Annotated in this window: 16 protein-coding genes; 5 read left to right on the top strand and 11 right to left on the bottom strand. The window is 71.3% G+C overall.

Annotated elements, in window-relative coordinates; genetic code table 11:
- Positions 1-228 precede the first annotated feature (228 nt).
- Positions 229-1,407 (top strand): acyl-CoA dehydrogenase family protein, encoded by a 1,179-nt coding sequence (locus OG435_RS44330; RefSeq protein ID WP_266886756.1) that lies wholly within the window; start codon positions 229-231, stop codon positions 1,405-1,407.
- A 99-nt stretch (positions 1,408-1,506) separates the two neighbouring features.
- On the top strand, positions 1,507-2,349 hold the full coding sequence (locus tag OG435_RS44325) for an NAD(P)H-binding protein (RefSeq protein ID WP_266886754.1): 843 nt from the start codon (positions 1,507-1,509) through the stop codon (positions 2,347-2,349).
- A gap of 79 nt (positions 2,350-2,428) precedes the next feature.
- On the opposite strand, the gene OG435_RS44320 is transcribed toward OG435_RS44325, so the two are convergent.
- Entirely contained in the window at positions 2,429-4,567 is a 2,139-nt protein-coding gene (locus OG435_RS44320; protein ID WP_266886752.1) for a BTAD domain-containing putative transcriptional regulator, read from the bottom strand.
- Positions 4,568-5,014: 447 nt separating this feature from the next.
- Between OG435_RS44320 and OG435_RS44315 the strand changes: the two genes are divergently transcribed.
- Together OG435_RS44315 and OG435_RS44310 are read left to right on the top strand one after the other, a co-directional pair.
- Positions 5,015-5,503, top strand: coding sequence for a pyridoxamine 5'-phosphate oxidase family protein (locus OG435_RS44315; protein ID WP_266886750.1), 489 nt, complete (start codon positions 5,015-5,017; stop codon positions 5,501-5,503).
- A gap of 249 nt (positions 5,504-5,752) precedes the next feature.
- A complete protein-coding gene (locus OG435_RS44310; protein ID WP_266886748.1) occupies positions 5,753-6,937 on the top strand; it encodes an acyl-CoA dehydrogenase family protein in 1,185 nt (394 codons plus the stop codon).
- A gap of 61 nt (positions 6,938-6,998) precedes the next feature.
- On the opposite strand, the gene OG435_RS44305 is transcribed toward OG435_RS44310, so the two are convergent.
- From OG435_RS44305 to OG435_RS44290, 4 genes are all read right to left on the bottom strand, one after another.
- Entirely contained in the window at positions 6,999-7,907 is a 909-nt protein-coding gene (locus tag OG435_RS44305; RefSeq protein ID WP_266886746.1) for a quinone oxidoreductase family protein, read from the bottom strand.
- A gap of 211 nt (positions 7,908-8,118) precedes the next feature.
- The gene (locus tag OG435_RS44300; RefSeq protein ID WP_266886744.1) at positions 8,119-9,873 is read right to left on the bottom strand and encodes an acetyl/propionyl/methylcrotonyl-CoA carboxylase subunit alpha; all 1,755 of its coding nucleotides are present in this window, start codon (positions 9,871-9,873) and stop codon (positions 8,119-8,121) included.
- Between the two features lie 104 nt (positions 9,874-9,977).
- On the bottom strand, positions 9,978-11,147 hold the full coding sequence (locus tag OG435_RS44295; protein WP_266886742.1) for a sensor histidine kinase: 1,170 nt from the start codon (positions 11,145-11,147) through the stop codon (positions 9,978-9,980).
- Positions 11,144-11,680: a flavin reductase family protein gene (locus OG435_RS44290; RefSeq protein ID WP_266886740.1), complete on the bottom strand. Its 537-nt coding sequence runs from the start codon at positions 11,678-11,680 to the stop codon at positions 11,144-11,146. The genes OG435_RS44295 and OG435_RS44290 overlap by 4 nt, the downstream gene beginning before the upstream one ends.
- A 199-nt stretch (positions 11,681-11,879) precedes the next feature.
- On the opposite strand from OG435_RS44290, the gene OG435_RS44285 reads away from it, so the two are divergent.
- Positions 11,880-13,466, top strand: a complete 1,587-nt coding sequence (locus OG435_RS44285; protein WP_266886738.1) for an aspartate aminotransferase family protein — start codon at positions 11,880-11,882, stop codon at positions 13,464-13,466.
- A gap of 126 nt (positions 13,467-13,592) precedes the next feature.
- Here the strand turns inward: OG435_RS44285 and OG435_RS44280 are convergent, their stop codons facing one another.
- The 6 genes from OG435_RS44280 to OG435_RS44255 form a co-directional block, all read right to left on the bottom strand.
- Positions 13,593-13,733 carry a hypothetical protein gene (locus tag OG435_RS44280; RefSeq protein ID WP_266886736.1) on the bottom strand — a complete coding sequence of 47 codons (141 nt, stop codon included), beginning with the start codon at positions 13,731-13,733 and terminating at the stop codon, positions 13,593-13,595.
- Positions 13,733-14,476 (bottom strand): 4'-phosphopantetheinyl transferase family protein, encoded by a 744-nt coding sequence (locus tag OG435_RS44275; RefSeq protein WP_266886734.1) that lies wholly within the window; start codon positions 14,474-14,476, stop codon positions 13,733-13,735. The genes OG435_RS44280 and OG435_RS44275 overlap by 1 nt, the downstream gene beginning before the upstream one ends.
- A complete protein-coding gene (locus OG435_RS44270) occupies positions 14,473-15,363 on the bottom strand; it encodes a metallophosphoesterase family protein (RefSeq protein ID WP_266886732.1) in 891 nt (296 codons plus the stop codon). The genes OG435_RS44275 and OG435_RS44270 overlap by 4 nt, the downstream gene beginning before the upstream one ends.
- A complete protein-coding gene (locus OG435_RS44265) occupies positions 15,360-16,109 on the bottom strand; it encodes a thioesterase II family protein (RefSeq protein ID WP_323188032.1) in 750 nt (249 codons plus the stop codon). The genes OG435_RS44270 and OG435_RS44265 overlap by 4 nt, the downstream gene beginning before the upstream one ends.
- A complete protein-coding gene (locus OG435_RS44260; protein ID WP_266886730.1) occupies positions 16,109-16,735 on the bottom strand; it encodes a ScbR family autoregulator-binding transcription factor in 627 nt (208 codons plus the stop codon). Before OG435_RS44260 ends, OG435_RS44265 begins: the two co-directional genes overlap by 1 nt.
- Before the next feature lie 190 nt (positions 16,736-16,925).
- Complete coding sequence (locus OG435_RS44255; protein WP_266886728.1) at positions 16,926-17,351, bottom strand: YybH family protein; 426 nt, start codon at positions 17,349-17,351, stop codon at positions 16,926-16,928.
- Positions 17,352-17,367 lie beyond the last annotated feature (16 nt).

Below are 17,367 nucleotides of genomic sequence, written 5' to 3'. Positions count from 1 at the left end.
AACCAGCCGGCGCGCACGGACAGCATTGCCCTGGCCTCCATCCCCCTGGAGGTCAGGGCAATGCCATTTCATGTGCGGCCACATTCCTCGGTAACCGCCTGCTCAACCCTTTGTCGAGACTGCCGGATTACCTGTACATGACCCGTCTTCGGAGAGAATACGAATGCCCGTCGGCGTAAAAGAAAACACGCGCCGTAAAGTTGCTGCGGCAAATTTTTAGGAGACAGGATGACCACGACCGACAGTGCCGTCACCGCGGTGCTGGACGAGGTGACAGCCCTCGTCGCCACGCTCCGCACGAGCGGGCCCGAGGCCGAGGACCGTCGCTGGATTCCCGACGAGAACATCGAGCTGCTCGACAAGGCCGGCGTGTACCGCCTGGCGGTCCCGCGCCGCTTCGGTGGCCTCGAGGCGCCGGTCGCCGACCAGGTCAGGATCCTGAGCGAGATAGCCCGCGCCGACACGGCCACCGGCTGGGTCTCGATGATCTGGGTGTCCAGCTCCTGGGTTCCCAGCCTCTTCCCCGACAAGGCCCAGGAGGAGGTCTACGCCGGCGGCGCGGTGCGCGTCTCCACCGGCTTCACCCCCTCCGGCACGCTGACGGCGGGCGAAGGCTCGTACACCCTCAGCGGCTCCTGGAAGTGGATCTCCGGCTCCCGGGGTGCGAACTGGGCGCTGCTGTCCGCTCTGCTCACCGGACCGGACGGGACCCCGGCCCCCTATGCGGCCCTCGTCCCGTTCAGCGAGCTGAGCATCGCCGACGACTGGCACGCCTCGTCCGCCGCGGGCACCGGCAGCTCCACGGTCAGCGCCGAGAACGTGACGGTCCCGGCCCACCGGGTGGTCAGCCTGATCGAGGTGCTCGGCGGCACCACCGGCGACCGCTCCAACACCGGCGCCACCGGCACCAACTACGCCTTCGTCCCCTTCTTCATGGCACAGGGCGCCTCCGCGTACATCGGGATGGCCAAGGGCGCCTACGAGCTGTTCCTGGACCGGCTGCCGGGCCGCGGCATCACCTACACCTCCTGGACCGACCAGAGTCAGTCGCCGGTCACCCAGATCCAGGTCGCCGTCGCCGCCAACAAGATCGCGGCCGCCGAGGCGCTCCAGGAGACCTGGCTGCGTCAGCTCCAGCAGCACGCCGACGCCGGCACGAGCCCCTCCGTGGACGAGCGTGCCGCAGCCCGGGGCAAGGCCGGCTACGCCATCCAGCTCGCGAAGGAAGCCGTCGACGGGCTGTTCGAGGCCGCCGGTGCCTCGGTGATCATGCGCGACGTGCCGTTCCAGCGGTTCCACCGGGACATCCAGGGCCTGGCCCTGCACGCCCTGTTCGCCTTCAACACCAACCAGGAAGTGCACGGACGGGCCATCCTCGGTCTCGCCCCCGACACCCCGTTCCTGTGATCCACCGTTCCGGATGACCGGAACGCTCCGGCCACCGGGCCGCCCGCACGCGCGGGCGGCCCGGTCTCGTACATCCCCCTTCCAGGAAGGCCCATTGCCATGACCGACACCACCGTCCTCGTCCTCGGCGGCACGGGAAAGACCGGCCGCCGCGTCGTGAACCAGCTGAAGGAGCGCGGGGCCACCGTCCGCGCCGCCAGCCGCTCCGGAGACGTCCGCTTCGACTGGGACGACGCCGGCACCTGGGAGCCCGCGCTCGCCGGCGTCGACGTCGCCTACCTGGTGGACGCGCAGGACAAGCCCGGTGTCTGGGACGCCGATGCGGCCCTGCGCAAGCTGTCCGGCCTCGCCGTCGACAGCGGGGTCCGCCGGCTGGTGCTGCTCCAGGCCCGGGTGAGCGAGCCGGTCGGCGGCAAGTCCCTGATAGCCGGCGAGCGCGCCGTCCAGGAGTCCGGTGCCGAGTGGACCGTGCTGCGGCCCAACTGGTTCTTCCAGAACTTCGACGAGGGCGTCCTGCTGGACGGTGTCCGCGCCGGTGAGCTGTCCCTGCCCGCGGGGTCGGGCCGCGAGCCGTTCGTCGACGCCGAGGACGTCGCCGCCGTCGCGGTCGAGGCCCTCCTGGAGGACGGCCACGCCGGACAGACCTACGAGCTGAGCGGCGCCCGGGCCCTGACCCTGGACGAAGCCGTCAGCGAGATCGCCCGGGCCACCGGCCGGGACATCCGCTACGTCCCCGTCGAGCACCAGGCCTACGTGGACGAGCTCGTGGGCTACGACGTACCCGCCGACTACGCGCTCTTCGTCGCCGATCTCGTCGCCCAGATCCGCGACGACAAGAACGCCACCCCCACGGACACGGTCCGTCGCGTGCTGGGCCGTGAGCCCCGGGACTTCTCCGACTTCGTGAAGGACGCCGCCGCGCGGGGCGTCTGGAACGTCTGAGTTCCCCGGGTTCCCTTCAGGCCCGACGTGCCGGGGCCCCGCCGGATCACCGGCGGGGCCCCTTCGCGGTCCCGCGACCTCACACGGCGACCTTCCGTCCGCGCGCCGGAGCGTACGGATCGGCCGCCGGGGGAACCGCGGACCGGTCCGTCCGCGGAGGCAGCAGGGTCAGCGTCGACGCGCGGTGCTTTCCGCCGCCCCAGCCGGGGCGGCGGTCGAGCAGCTCCGGCCGGGCCGTGGCGACGGTGAGCAACGGGGCCGTGCCCGCGCCGTCGGACAGCGACTCGAGCCGGTCCAGTACGACGTCCGCCGCCTTGTGGGCGTCGTCGACGAAGACCACGACCGGTTCGAGCGCGGCGGCCGCCGCGAGGAGCTCCGCCCACACGTTCAGGACCTCGCCCCGGTCGGCCGGGTGCACCGACGAGCCGCCCGAGGGCAGGAGCGGCAGGAGGCGTTGGTACACGTGGACGCGGCGTGCCTTGGGCAGGGGCAGACGCCAGACGGCCGTGGCGAGTTTGGCCCGGGAGACCTCGGCCGCGTCCTCGGCCAGCACACCGCAGTAGCCGGAGAGGATCAGCCCGGCCACGGACAGCGGCTCACCCCGGCCGGTGGCCCGGGCGCTCAGTACGCGCGCGGTCGCCGGCGACTGCACGGCGATGCTGCGCTCGAACTCCGCCAGCAGATGGGACTTGCCGACGCCCGGCGCGCCGAGGACGGTCACCAGATGGGGAACGGAGCTGTGCCGGGCCCAGTCGAGCAGACCGTTCAGCACCCCCAGCTCGTGCTCGCGGTCGGTACGGAAACCTGCTTCGTCCCCCACCAGCCCCAAGACCTGCCACCCGTCCTGGGAGCCGGCGGCCGGCTTCGCCGCGACGGACGCCGTGGTCGCCAGGCGCGCCGCACCGCTCATCCACACCTCGCCGTCCGGCACCCGTGCCAGCATGGCCCGGCCGTCGTCCAGCACGGCTCCGATGGCCGACGGGCGACCGACCTCGGCCTCCGGATCGAGCCGGACCAGGGCCCTGCCGGTGGTCACCGCGGCCCTGAGGGCCGTCTGCGTGTCGATCGAGAACCTCTCGCGCAGGGTCAGGGCGGCCCGCACGGCCCGTTCGGGATCGTCCTCCCCGGGTCCGTGGACGCCGAAGAGGGCCAACGTGACCGATCCGATCGCGGCGACCACGGTGCCGCCGAACCGGGTGATGACGTCCTCGACGGTGTGGAGGGCCGCGTCGATCTCCCGGGGGGACGCCTCGTCGAGACTGCCCAGCCGGAGCCCCACGAGCAGGGCGCTCACGGGAATCCGCTCCGTCACGGTCGCGCGGCCCTGGCGCGGCACCACCAGCGGGGCGGGAGCGGGCTGTTCGACCGGGGCGCGGGGTGCGACGGCCGCGGTGACGGCCGCGGTGACGGCCGCAGTGACGACCTCGCGCGGTGGAGCCGGTACCTCCGCGGCCAGCACGGGGTCGTGGGTCAGGATCGCGTGCTGGAGCGTACGCAGGCCGTGGCCCGGTTCCAGACCGAGGTTCTCCACCAGCGAGGACCGTCCCCGCTCGTAGACGTTCAGCGCGTCGGCCTGCCGTCCGCAGCGGTACAGTGCCAGCATCAACTGCCCGCGCGCCCGCTCGCGCCACGGCTCGGCCTCGGCCATCATCGTCAGCTCGCCGAGCACGGAGTGATGGCGACCGCACTCCAGTTCGGCCTCGAAGAAGTCCTCCAGGACATCGAGCCGGTCCCGGCGAGCGGCGTCCAGCTCCGGCCAGGCGATGCCCGACTCGGCCAGATCGGCGAGGAGCGGGCCTCCCCAGAGGTCGAGCCCCTTCTTCAGCAGCCGCGAGGCCTCGTCCGGTGAACCAGCGGCCAGTTCGGCCCGGCCGGCGGCCACCCATCGGCGGAAGACCAGGAGATCCACATCGTCCGGATCGACACGCAGCATGTAGCCCGGCGCCTTGGTCACGAGTTCCGGCGCACCGGGGGAGGCCGGCCCGGCGCCTTCGGTCAGGATCGTCCGCAGTCCCCATATCGCGTTGTGCAGGATCTTCCGGGCCGTGGCCGGTGCGTCCTCCGTTTCCCACAGGACGTCCACGAGCTTGCTCGTCGCCACCACGCGGTTGGCGTGCAGCAGCAGATATCCGAGCGTCGCGCGCTGCTTCGTGCCTCCCAGGGCAACGGGTCCGTCTGCCGATATCGCGTCCAACGGCCCCAGCAATCTGAACCTCATTGCCCCCCGCTCCAAGGTTTGACCGTATATTCGGATTTCCCTACTCTCGCACCGGTACCTTGAAAGAATCTTGAGCAGTGCGTGAAGGGAATCCCCTCCAGGGTGGCCGGGAAATGCGGAAACCCGTGAGCGGCGGGGAATTCGAAGTGGGCCCGGCAATTCTGGGAGCGGGGCGCCGGTCAGGGCCCGGGACCTGACGGAACGGATCGACGCCGGCGCGCACATGGCCCGCGAGACCCCTGAACGTCCATGCCGCCGAGGGTCGTGCGTCCGCGTCATCGATCCGTTCCGCCTCACGTCCCCCCACGTCCCCGACGGTATCCGCGAGATAAGTCGGTGACTTCGAAGTGCCTTCTTCCGTGACCGGCGGCCGTGTCGCATGCTGATGCCGGAAGGGGCCTTCCAATGGCCCTCGCCGTAAAGAGTCGGATGCCGAGAGGAATAGATATGGCTACCAGCGTGGAATCCTTCTCGGAAATCGAAGACAAGTTCTTCTCCTACATCCAGGACATCGTCTACTGCACCATGATCACGGTGGACAGAAAATCGCGCCCCCGGGCCCGGGTGCTCCTGCCCATCTGGGAAGTGGTCGACGGAAAGCCGGTCGGCTGGCTGGCCGCCTACAAGACACCCGTCAAGGTCGCCCATCTGGCCAACAACCCGCACACCACCTACTCGTACTGGTCCCCCCGCCAGAACGCGGTGTTCGTCGACAGCGTCTCCGCCTGGGCCGAGGACCAGGAAACCAGGCAGTACGCCTGGGACCTCTACCGCAAGGGAAGCCCCGCGGGCGTCGGCTACAACCCGCTCAACTTCTGGCGCGGCGGCCCCGAGGACCCCAAGTACCACGTCCTGCGCATCGATCCCTGGCGGGTGCAGGTGCTCCGGGGCTCGGACCTCAGCAGCCGCATCTGGACCGACGAGAGCGGGCGCTGACCGCTGGCTCCGACTCCCGGCGCGGGCAGGTGAATCGGCCCCTGTCCGCGCCGGGCCCGTGCCGAGGGCGTGTGACGAGCATGCGGACTCCGCCGGGAACCTTCAAGAATCCCATATCGCGGTAACCGGACGCTCATCAATTCAAAGTCCCGGCAATGATCGAGGTGTGAGGGAATTCCGGAAGTAGTGCAATGGAACGCCGGTACAGTCGGGGCCGAATCGAATGAATATCGCGGCAGAGGAGGCAGGATGGCCACGGTCGACATCGACACCGGCACGGTACTGAAAGCGGTTCGGGAGATAGCACCCGTACTCCGTGAGAACGGGCGCCTGACCGAGGAACGCGGCTGGCTCGCGCAGGAGAACCTCGACCTGCTGGATCAGGCCGGCGTCTTCCGGTCCGCGGTTCCGCGCAGGTTCGGCGGGCTGGACCTGCCGCTCGCCGACCAGTTCGCGATCATCGCCGAGATAGCTCGCGGCTGCGGCTCCACGGGATGGGTGGCCAACGCCTGGATCTCCAGCGCCTGGATCATCTCCCAGTACCCCGACCTCGCGCAGGAGGAGATCTACGCGACCAGTGGGGGTTCGCTGAAGGTCTCCGGAGGCTTCACCCCCACCGGCCGGGCGACCCGCACCGAGGGCGGCTTCCTCCTGAACGGAAGCTGGCGCTTCAACACCGGCATCCGCGGCGCCGACTGGAACATTCTCGCCGCCCTCGTCGACCGCACCGACGGCGTGCACGAGGAGGTCTACGCGGTGGTGCCCGCCGACGCGATGACCCTCGCCGACGACTGGGACGTCACCTCGGCCGCGGGTACCGGCAGTTGCACCTCCTCCGTCACCGACCTCTTCGTCCCGGCCCACCGGGTCGTGGACGGGATGGAGGTGCTGGAGGGCCAGGTCCCCGGCCGTGCCCACACCGCGGGGAGCGGCCGCGAGTACGGACTCACCGCGTACGTGATGGCACTGTCCGCGGCGGCCTACGTCGGAATGGCCCGGGCCGGCCTCGAACTCTTCCTCGCCCGGCTGCCCGGCAAGGGCATCGCCTACACGCACTGGGAAGAGCAGAGCGCACACCCGCACATCCAGTTCCAGGTCGCCGCCGCCGCCAACAAGATCTCCGCGGCCCAGGCACTGGCCGACAGCTGGACCCTGCGCATGCAGGGCGCCGCGGACGCGGACGAACGCATGTCCGTGAACGACCGGGTGGAGATCCGCAGCCAGATCGCCTACGCGGTCCTGCTGGCGAAGGAGTCCGTCGACATCCTGCACTCGGTCAGCGGTGCTTCGGTCATCCAGCGCTCCCAGCCGTTCCAGCGCGTGCACCGGGACATCCAGGGGCTCGCGCTGCACGGCCTGATGGCGCCGCTCGGCGGTTTCGAGGCGTACGGCCGGGTGCTCGTCGGACTCGACCCCGACACCGAGTTCTTCTAGACCGCCGGCCCTCGACGAAGGCCGCGTGCGGAGTTCCTCGCACGCGGCCTTCAGCCGGCTTTCAGGGCCGGAGCACGACCTTGCCCGTCGTACGGCGCTCCCGCAGGTCGGTGTGGGCCGTACGGGCCTCGGCGAGCGGGTAGTCGGCGCCGGTCACCGGACGCAGCCGCCCCTGGAGGGTGAGCGCGAAGAGCTCCTCCAACGGCTCGCGCAGGGCCCCCGGACGAGCCAGCGTGGGCCGCAGCCAGAAGCCGACGACGGCGGCGTTGAGCCGGCTCAGCCGTGCCGGGTCGAGCGCGGCGAACGCGGTACGGGACGCGTTGCCGTAGGTGACGAGTCGGCCGAAGTCGGCGAGGGAGCCGAGCGCGTGGTCGAAGAGGCTGCCGCCGGCCGCGTCCAGGATCACGTCCGCACGCAGCGCCAGCGGATACCGGGCGACCTCGTCGGCGCCCAGATCCAAGGCGATCCGCTCCTTCTCCGGCGTGGACGCCTGCGCCAGGACGCGGCCCGCCCCGAACTCCCGGGCCAACTGGACCGCGAGGCTGCCCACGCCGCCCGCGGCGGAGTGCACGACGACGCTCTCACCGGGTCGCAACCAGGCGGCGGAGCGCAGCAGGTGCCAGGCGGTGACCCCCTGCATCAGCAGGGCGAGAGCCCGGGAGGCGTCCAGTTCCTCGGGGATCTCCACCAGGGCCGACTCCGGGGCGACCACCTGTTCCGCGTACCCGTGGGTGACCTTGGCGAGGACCCGGCGTCCGTCCTCGGTCCGGCCGACGACCTCGCTGCCGGGGATGTGGGGCAGCAGGCCGGGGGAGAGGTAGGACCCGTCCACCTGGAACGTGTCGGCGAAGTTGACGCCGGCCGCCTCCACGGTGATCAGCACCTCGCCGGGCCCGGGAACCGGGGCGGGCACATCGACGGCCATGAGCACCTCGGGACCGCCGAACCGGTCGAACCGTATAGCGAGCATGATCAGGCACGTTACTCGTCCCCGCGCAGCCAAATCCAGCCGTCCGGCGTTTGAGGACCGGGGTCTGGGGCGGAGCCCCAGGGGCCTTTCAGCCCGTCCGGCGCTTGAGGACCGGGTCAGGGCGGAGCCCTGGGAACGGTGGAAGGGCGGGTAGGGGACCTCGCCCCGCGCAGCGGCGAACGCCCCCGCGCCCGGGGCCCCGACCAGGAGGTCAGTCCTTGATCTCGCAGATGGCCGCGCCGGAGGTGAGCGACGCTCCGACCTCCGCCGCGAGCCCCACGACCGTGCCCGAACGATGCGCGTTCAACGGCTGTTCCATCTTCATGGCCTCGAGGACAACGACCAGGTCACCCTCATTGACCTGCTGCCCCTCCTCGACCGCGACCTTCACGATCGTGCCCTGCATGGGCGAGGCCAGCGTGTCCCCCGAAGCCGCCGGCCCGGACTTCTGCGCCGCACGACGCTTGGGCCTCGCGCCGCCCGCGGCCGCCGTACGGGCCAGGGTCATGCCCAGCGACGGCGGCAGCGAGACCTCCAGACGCTTGCCGCCGACCTCGACGACCACGGTCTCGCGGCCCGGCTCGTCCTCGGAGTCGTCCGCGGAGGGGACCACGAACGCCGGGATCTCGTTGACGAACTCGGTCTCGATCCAACGGGTGTGGATCGTGAACGGATCGGCCGTGAAAGCAGGATCGACGACCACCGCGCGGTGGAAGGGGATGGCCGTGGCCATGCCCTCCACCTCGAACTCGGCCAGCGCGCGCGCCGCCCGCTGCAGGGCCTGCTCGCGCGTGGCACCCGTAACGATGAGCTTGGCGAGCAGCGAGTCCCATGCCGGTCCGATGACCGAACCGGACTCAACCCCCGCGTCCAGGCGCACGCCCGGACCCGTCGGCGGGGCGAACCGAGTGACGGTGCCCGGAGCCGGCAGGAAGCCACGGCCCGGGTCCTCACCGTTGATGCGGAACTCGAAGGAGTGACCGCGCAGGACGGGGTCCCCGTAGCCGAGCTCCTCCCCGTCCGCGATGCGGAACATCTCGCGGACCAGGTCGAGGCCGGAGACCTCTTCGGTGACCGGGTGCTCGACCTGAAGACGGGTATTGACCTCCAGGAAGGAGATCAGACCATCGGCGGACACCAGGAACTCCACCGTTCCGGCCCCGACGTAGCCGGCTTCCTTCAGGATCGCCTTCGACGCGGCGTACAGCTCGGCGTTCTGGGCGTCCGTCAGGAACGGCGCGGGGGCCTCCTCCACCAGCTTCTGGTGGCGGCGCTGCAGCGAGCAGTCACGGGTGGAGACGACCACCACATTGCCATGTGAGTCGGCCAGACACTGGGTCTCCACATGCCGCGGCTTGTCGAGGTACTGCTCCACGAAGCACTCGCCACGCCCGAACGCGGCCACGGCCTCACGCACGGCGGAGTCGTACAGCTCGGGGACCTCTTCGAGGTTCCGGGCGACCTTCAGACCGCGGCCGCCGCCGCCGAAGGCGGCCTTGATCGCGATCGGCAGACCGTGTTCCTTGGCGAACGCGACGACCTCGTCCGAGCCGGAGACCGGGTCGGGGGTGCCGGCGACGAGCGGGGCGCCGGCGCGGAGCGCGATGTGGCGGGCGGCGACCTTGTCGCCGAGGTCGCGGATGGCCTGCGGGGACGGGCCGATCCAGATGAGGCCCGCGTCGATGACGGCCTGGGCGAATTCGGCGTTCTCGGAGAGGAAGCCGTATCCGGGATGGATGGCGTCCGCACCGGAGTCGGCTGCGGCCTGCAGGATCTTGGAGATGTCCAAGTAGCTGGCGGCCGGGGTGTCACCGCCCAACGCGAAAGCTTCGTCGGCCGCGCGGACATGCGACGCATCCCGGTCCGGGTCGGCGTAGACGGCTACGCTCGCGATCCCGGCATCCCGGCAGGCCCGAGCAACGCGGACTGCGATTTCGCCACGGTTGGCGATGAGCACCTTGCGCACGACGGCTCCTCATACCTTCTTACGACGTATTCGACGGGTCTCGTCTACGGGTCCCGTACACGGGTCTCGTCTACGGGTCCCGTACACGGGTCTCGTATACGGGCTCACATATGGGCGGACCCCACCCGTGCCCCGTGCCGATGCGGCTGAAGCGGCAAATGCGCCTCCACATGGGTCCCGTGGCCCGCCTGACCCCCGTGGCCCTGCGAACTGCTGACGGTCAGTCGGCCGCCGGCGTCCTCCATCCGCTCCGCCATCGAACGGAACCCCTGATGGGAGTGGCCGGGCCGCAGGACCCGCTCGACGTCGAACCCGCGGCCGTCGTCCTCGACACTGGCATACGCCCACCAGCGGGTGGACCGTACGGAAACCTTCACGCGGCCGGCTCGCGCGTGCACGAAGCTGTTGCGCAGCGCCTCGCGGAGCGTGAGGTAGAGGTCCCGGCGCCGTACGTCGGGGAGCAGGCCCTCGTCGCCCGTCACCTTCACGGTGACCTGGACCCCGGCCGGAGCGGCCCCGGCCGCGAACTCGCGCAGCGCCACGCCGAGCGGCGGAACGACGGACCGCTCCCGTACCCCGCCGACCAGGTCCCGCAGCCGCGCGTCCGTGTCCCGCAGCGCGTCCCGGGCGGCCGCGATCCGGTCGGCGGCGACCGGATCCGGCAGCTCGTCGCACTCCTCCAGTGCCTGCCGGGCCGCGGTGACGCCATCGGCGACATCGTCGTGCAGCTCGCGGGAGATCCGACGCTGTTCCTGCCAGCAGCACACGGACTGGTCCACCGGGCTCCCGCCCTCACCGGCCTGCCGGACCGCCTCGGCGAGGACCCGCACAGAACCCTCGTCGAGGCGGCCGCTCTCCATCATCTGGAGCATGGCGCACTCCATCAGCAGGACCGCCGCCGCCGCGTTGTGGTGGGGCGCCGGCCGCACCGGCGGGGCGGACAGCCCGCCGCCGGTCGCGGGTTCGGTGCCGAAGGCGGCGGCCAGGACGGTACGGGCCCGGTCGTTCAGGGCCTGTCGCACCGAGCTGTCCCAGCGGACCGTCGTGCTCAGCGCGGCCGGGAGGGCCGATTCGAACCGGCGCAGCACCGCGTCCAGGAATTCTGGGCCCGGTCCCTCGGGAGAGTGCACCGTCCTCCGGGGGACGAGCTGGCGTGCGATGGGCGGCGCGGGGGACGCCCGCTGGGCCACGCGGACGAGTCCCTGCTGCAGTGCCTCGGCGAAACCGGGGCCGATGGCGGACCCCCAACCGGCGACCGCGACCTCGGAGTTCATCGGCCGGGGGAGTACGCGCGGTGGAAGGCGCCGCCGAAGAAGAGCAGCCCGTCCTCGCCGGTGCCACGGCTCGAGCCGACCACGTCGCCGATGAAGACGGTGTGGTCGCCTATCTCGTGGGCGGCGGAGAGCTCGCACTCCAGCCAGGCCAGGGACCCGTTCAGGAGCGGCGCGCCGGTTCGCGGGCCGGGGACCCAGTCGACGCCGGTGAACTGCCCGGGCCCCAGCGGGCGCTTCTTGTCGGCGAAGAAGCGGGCCAGACCCTCCTGACCGGCCTCCATGATCGAGACGCCGAAGTGCCCGGCGGAGGTGATCGCCTCGTACATGACCGCGCTGTGCGCCACACAGCACAGCACGGACGGAGGGTCGAGGGAGACCGACGTGAAGGCGTTCGCCGTCATGCCGTGGATGTGCTCACCGCCGACGGACAGCACGGTGACACCGGTCGCGAACAGGGACATGACCTCGCGCAAGGGGGCGGGATTCGCCGTATATCCCCGGGGAACGGCGACGTCAGCGGATACGGAATTCATGCCGCACCTTTCATGTAATCCATGGGAAGAAATGTACGAGAGGGTTCCCGTGCGGGAGGAACCGTGGAGTAACTGTCCGCTCAGCAGCGCCGGGGGGAGCGGAGGATTACCGTGCCGTGAGCGCACGTCCACGGGGGGATGAGCGCTCCGTGCTTAGGATCTGGGCGTTTAGGTCGGGCACTGTCAAATTGAGGGTGGCATGAATACTGTCTCTGCTGATCCGCAGCTCGCGGAACCGTACATGCTCGGTTGGCTGGCCTCGCTCGGCCTCGACGTCGATTACGTGCGGGCCGAGGGAAATACGCTCTATTACCTCGGGGAGAGTGGCGAAGAGATCCCGGTACTCGATTTCGCGGGCGGGTACGGGTCGCTCATCCTGGGGCACAACCATCCGGAGATCACGGCGTACGCGCAGCAGCTGCTCGGGGCCCAGACCCCGGTGCACGCGCAGTTCTCCCGCCATCCGTACGCGAACGACGTCGCCGTCGCCCTCAACCGGATCCTCCAGCGCGAGCTGGCCACGGAGGAGAACTACTCCGCCATCTTCGCCAACACCGGCGCCGAGGCGGTCGAGGCGGCCGTCAAGCACGCCGAGCTCGACCGCGGGATCCGGCTGGCCGAGCTCCGCGAGCGGCTCGACGGGAACCTGGCCGCCGCCCGTGCGGCGGTGGCGGACGGGGCCGGCGTCGCGGCGCACGCGTACCGCCTGGCCGGCGTGGACGCGCAGGAGGGGGCGGCCGGATTCGAGGCGCTCGCGACCGAGATCGTACGGCGCAACGCCGAGCAGACCGGCCGGCCGCCCGTGCTCCTGACCCTGGAGGGCGGGTTCCACGGCAAGCTGGTCGGCAGCGTCCAGCTCACCCACAACGAGGGCTACCGGGCCCCCTTCGCGGCGCTGGCGACACCCGCCCGGTTCATCCCCGCCGGCAGTGCGCAGGCCCTCAAGGCGGCGCTCGAGAGCGAGCGGGCGACCGTGCTCGACCTGGTCGTCGAGGACGGCACGGTGTCGGTGGTCGAGCTGAACTCCCCGGTGTTCTGCGCCTTCGTCCTGGAACCGATCCAGGGCGAGGGCGGCATCCGCGCCCTGTCCGCGGAATTCGCCCGGGAGATCCAGCGGGCCTGTGCCGAGGTCGACTGCCCGGTCATCGTGGACGAAGTGCAGAGCGGAATGGGCCGGAGCGGCGATTTCCTGGCGAGTGCGGCGCTCGGCCTGCGCGGCGACTACTACGCCCTCGCCAAGAGCCTGGGCGGCGGAATAACGAAGACGTCCGTCATGCTCACGCGTCAGTCCCGCTACCGTTCCGAGTTCGAACTCGTACACAGCTCCACCTTCGCGAAGGACGCACTCTCCTGCTTCATCTCCAAGAAGGTCCTGGAGATCCTCGAAGCCGACGACGGCGCCGCCTACCGCACGGTGCGCGAGCGCGGCGGGAAGCTGCTCGGGATGCTGGAGGCGGTGGGCGCGGACTTCCCCGACGTGGTGAAGGACGTGCGGGGGCGGGGCCTGATGCTCGGCCTGGAGTTCCACGACCAGTCCGGCTCCCGCTCCGAGGCCATCCGTGAGAGCGCCCCCCTGCTCGGCTACACGGTCGCCGGGTATCTGATGCGCGAGCACCGGATCCGTACCTTCCCGACCGCGAGCGCCGTGAACACGCTCCGGTTCGAGCCCTCGCTGTACCTGACCGACGCCGAGATCGACCAGCTGGAGCGGGCCCTCCGGGGCGCCTGCCTGGTCTTCCGCACCCACGACGGGGCCGGCCTCACCGGCACGGCGACGGAGGCCTGACACGCGACGGCCGCGCCCGTACGGGCGCGGCCGTCGCGGTCGTGGAGCGGAGAATCCGGCCGACCCTCACGGGTCGGCCGGATTCGGTCCGTCCGGGGCCCGGGGAGCCGGGCCCGCGGCACGTGGTCAGTCGATGCCGCGGACGATGTGGGTCTCCCCGGGCTCCTCGTCCGCGCCGGCGAGCCCGAGCGGCGGGTAGCGCAGGGCGCACGCCAGACACCTCGGGAACGCGTGGCCGAGGTCGGCGTCGTCGGTGTGGTCGCGCATCAGGTCCTCCGGTCGTCGAGTGGATGGGCCCCGGCGCCCGTGGCCCGGAGCCGGCGGGGCGGCGTGGGCGTCGGGAACTCCGGGGACCGCAGGCCGATGGCGGTCACCAGCAGCCCGTTCCCCGTACGCCACCGTCCGTCGAAGGCGGTCACCCGGACGCCGTTCACCACGGGGCCGGGAACCAGGAGCCGGGCGCGGAAGGTGCCCGCCGACGGATCGGGTGTGATCATGGCCTCGTCGAAGTCCAGAGGCCGCCCGGTCAGGGGGAACCAGGCCTTGTAGACGCTCTCCTTGGCGCTGAACAGCAACCGGTCCCAGGAGACGGCGGGCCGCCGCACGGTGAGCTCGCGCAGCCAGACCCGCTCCTGGGGGAGCGAGATCGCCTCCAGCGTGTCCGGCGAGGGCAGCGGCGCGTTCGGCTCGGCGTCGCAGCCGATCGCCACCAGGTCCGAACTGCGGGCCACGGCCGCGGCGCGGTAGCCCCGGCAGTGCGTCATGCTGCCCACGATGCCGTCCGGCCACCGGGGTGCTCCCCGCGCGCCGGGCAGGAGAGGGGTCGGCGGCAGCCCGAGCCGGCCCAGGGCCTGGCGGGCACACTCCCTGACCGAGGCGAACTCCCTGCGGCGTCCGGTGACGGCTCCCGCCACCACGAGCTCCTCCTCGGGGAAGAGGCCGAACTCCCCGGGCGGGTCGTGGAAGAGCTCGGCGGTGACGACCGGCGCGGGGAGCAACGAGGCGATCACCCCTGCCTCCCGGAGGGGGCCGGGGCCGGCAGGACCTGCAGGGGGTGGCCGGGTTCCCCGGGGCGCCGGCGCCACTCGCGCGGGTAGCCGAGGGACACCTCGTAGTGCGGTATCCCCTGCTTCCGGATGAGCCGCGGGATGTGCAGATGGCCGTAGACGACGGCGGCGGCCCGGTACCGGACCGGCCAGTCGGCGGTGGCCTCCGTGCCGCACCACAGGGCGAAGTCCGGGTAGTGCAGCACCTCCGTGGGCTCGCGCACCAGCGGGAAGTGGCTGACGAGGACGGTCGGCAGGTCGGCGGGGAGCGCGTCCAGGCGGTCGGCGGTCCGCCGGAGGCGGGCCCGGCACCAGTCCCCGACGGAGGGGTACGGGTCGGGGTGGAGCAGGAACTCGTCGGTCGCGACGACCCCCGCGTCGGCCGCCCGCCGTAGCGCCTCCTCGGTGGTGCGGACGTCGGGCCGGCGGAAGCTGTAGTCGTACAGGAGGAAGAGCGGCACGATCACCGCGGGACCGCCCGCCCCGCGCCACACCGGGTACGGGTCCTCGGGGGTGGTCACGCCCAGGCTCCGGCAGAGCTGGACCAGGGCCTCGTAGCGGGCGACGCCGCGCGCCTGGACCGGGTCGTCCGGAGGGGTCCACAGTTCGTGGTTGCCCGGCGCCCACACGACCTTGCGGAACCGGCCGGCGAGGGTGGACAGGGCCCACTCGATGTCCGCCATGTGTTCCCCGACATCGCCCGCGACGAGCAGCCAGTCCTCCTCCGAAGAGGGCCGCAACGACTCGACGATCGCGCGGTTCTCCTCGTAGCGCACGTGCAGGTCGCTGACGGCCAGCAGACTGCCGGGGGAGGAGGGGCCCTCAGGGGTGGCGCCGGTACTGCGGATCACGCCGCGGAGCCCGCGACGAGCAGGCTGGTCGTGATGATGTCGCGGACCTCGTCGGTGCGGTCGTCCAGATAGAAGTGACCGCCGGGCAGGATCCGCAGGTCGAAGTCACCGGTGGTGTGGTCGTGCCAGGCCGCGGCCTCGTCGACCGCCACCACGGGGTCCGCGTCGCCGACCAGGACGGTGAGGGGGGAGACGAGAGGGGACCCGGCGGTCCAGCGGTACGCGCCGAGGGCGCCGTAGTCCGCGCGCAGCGCCGGCATCACCATGGCGAGCAGCTCCGGGTCGTCGAGCACGGTGTGCCCGGTCCCGCCGAGCCCGCGCACCGCGTTCAGGATCTCCTTGTCGCTGCCGAGCCGGTCGTGCGCGCCGGGCCTCGGCGAGGGCGCGCCGCGCCCGGAGAGGAACACCCGGAGGGGTCCCGGCCGCCCGGCGGCGGCGAGGCGCCGGGCCGTCTCGTACGCGAGGACCGCCCCCATGCTGTGCCCGAACAGGGCGTAGGGGCCGTCGGTCAGCGGACCCAAGGCCTCGGCGAGGGCGTCGGCGTGCGCGGCGATGCCGCGGTACGGCTCCTCCCGCCGCCGGTCCTGCCGGCCCGGGTACTGGACGGCCAGCACGTCGAGACGCCCGCCCAGCGCCCGCGAGAGGGGAAGGAACGCGCTGGCGGCGCCACCCGCGTGCGGGAAGCACACCAACCGCATGCTGCCCTCGGGGGCCGCTCCGAAGCGCCGGAACCACGTGCTATCCACTACGTCCCTTTCAGCGGGCCGGTACCCGGTGGCACCAGACGGGGGAGGATGAACTGCCAGAACTGGCCGAGTCGTTGCTGGGAGAGCCAGACGGGATCCTTGCGGCCGAGGGCTTCGAAGCCGACGGTCGACGCGGCGACGACGGTGACGACGTCCTCCGGCTTGGTTCCGTCGGCGAGCGCGCCCAGCTGTGACGCGCGGCGCAGGGCGGACTCGATCCAGTCCCGCCACTGGCCGTGCAGGTCGACCGGGCTCGGCCACGCGGGCTCGCAGCCGAGCGTGAACCCGGCGCGCAGGATGATGTCGGTGGTCAGCCGGTCGAAGAGGTGGTGGGAGGTCTCCACGAGGTTCTGGATCGGGTCGAGTTCGCCCTGTGACCCGTCGTCCTGCGGTCCGTCCGGCGCGGGGCCGGTGATCCGCCGCAGACGCTGTTCGGCCGCCGTCTCGATCGCCTCCGCCAGCGTGCCCTTGTTGGCGAAGTGGAAGTGGAGGGCGCCGCTGCTCACTCCTGCCCGCTGGGCGATGGCGGAGAGGGAGGCCGACACGAACCCGTCCGTGTCGAAGATCTCCGCCGCGGACCGCAGCACCGCCGCTCGTGTGCGGACAGCGCGTTCCTGTATAGCCATGTGCACTCCGTGGATGCCTGGGGCGCTGCTGACGGCCCCTCAAGAGCGTCCAGCGTACGAACCGCGCTCGCGGTTTCTATCGGCCCTGATCGAACCAGTCCTGAAAGGGCCGCTCACCGGACGGCCCCGCCGTCCGGTGAGCGGCCTGCCCGGGTGGGGGGAGGGAACGGGCAGGCCAGGAGAAGCGGGGCTACTCCGGCAGCAGGGTGCCGGCGACCGGACGGTCGATGGCCATGAGCCAGCGGCCGTCCTCGCCAAGACGGAGCACATCGGTGCAGTTGCCCTCGATACGGACGGGCTCGCCCTCGGGACCCGTGCTGTCGACGCTGAACTTCACGCCGATCAGGGCCACGTCGCCGGCCACGTAGGCGTGCGTGATCTCGGCCTTGAGGAAGGGCTTCGGCGCGAGGAACTCCTTGAAGAACTCCAGGCGCTCCTTCCCGGTGAGCGGGGAGCCGGAGAAGTTCGATATCGCGTCCTCGCGGTAGAGGAGGTCGAACAGGGCGCCGTCACCGGAATTGAAGAGCTGGATGAAGATCTCGTTCTGGGTATCCGCGTCACCGGTCAGATCAGGGTTGTCGACGTCGAAGTCGACGGTGATACCGGGAATGCTCATGGTCTGCGACACCACT

The sequence above is a fragment of the Streptomyces sp. NBC_01264 genome (assembly GCF_026340675.1).
Taxonomy (GTDB): domain Bacteria; phylum Actinomycetota; class Actinomycetes; order Streptomycetales; family Streptomycetaceae; genus Streptomyces.
This window is presented reverse-complemented; position numbering and strand designations above follow the sequence as displayed.

Bases quoted from the DNA above. Each gene is read 5' to 3' on its own strand.
- OG435_RS44285 (WP_266886738.1), top strand. From the start codon at position 11,880: ATGAATACTGTCTCTGCTGATCCGCAGCTCGCGGAACCGTACATGCTC.
- OG435_RS44305 (WP_266886746.1), bottom strand. From the start codon at position 7,907: ATGCTCGCTATACGGTTCGACCGGTTCGGCGGTCCCGAGGTGCTCATG.
- OG435_RS44260 (WP_266886730.1), bottom strand. From the start codon at position 16,735: ATGGCTATACAGGAACGCGCTGTCCGCACACGAGCGGCGGTGCTGCGG.
- OG435_RS44310 (WP_266886748.1), top strand. From the start codon at position 5,753: ATGGCCACGGTCGACATCGACACCGGCACGGTACTGAAAGCGGTTCGG.
- OG435_RS44325 (WP_266886754.1), top strand. From the start codon at position 1,507: ATGACCGACACCACCGTCCTCGTCCTCGGCGGCACGGGAAAGACCGGC.
- OG435_RS44315 (WP_266886750.1), top strand. From the start codon at position 5,015: ATGGCTACCAGCGTGGAATCCTTCTCGGAAATCGAAGACAAGTTCTTC.
- OG435_RS44295 (WP_266886742.1), bottom strand. From the start codon at position 11,147: ATGAACTCCGAGGTCGCGGTCGCCGGTTGGGGGTCCGCCATCGGCCCC.
- OG435_RS44255 (WP_266886728.1), bottom strand. From the start codon at position 17,351: ATGAGCATTCCCGGTATCACCGTCGACTTCGACGTCGACAACCCTGAT.
- OG435_RS44280 (WP_266886736.1), bottom strand. From the start codon at position 13,733: ATGCGCGACCACACCGACGACGCCGACCTCGGCCACGCGTTCCCGAGG.
- OG435_RS44290 (WP_266886740.1), bottom strand. From the start codon at position 11,680: ATGAATTCCGTATCCGCTGACGTCGCCGTTCCCCGGGGATATACGGCG.
- OG435_RS44320 (WP_266886752.1), bottom strand. From the start codon at position 4,567: ATGAGGTTCAGATTGCTGGGGCCGTTGGACGCGATATCGGCAGACGGA.
- OG435_RS44330 (WP_266886756.1), top strand. From the start codon at position 229: ATGACCACGACCGACAGTGCCGTCACCGCGGTGCTGGACGAGGTGACA.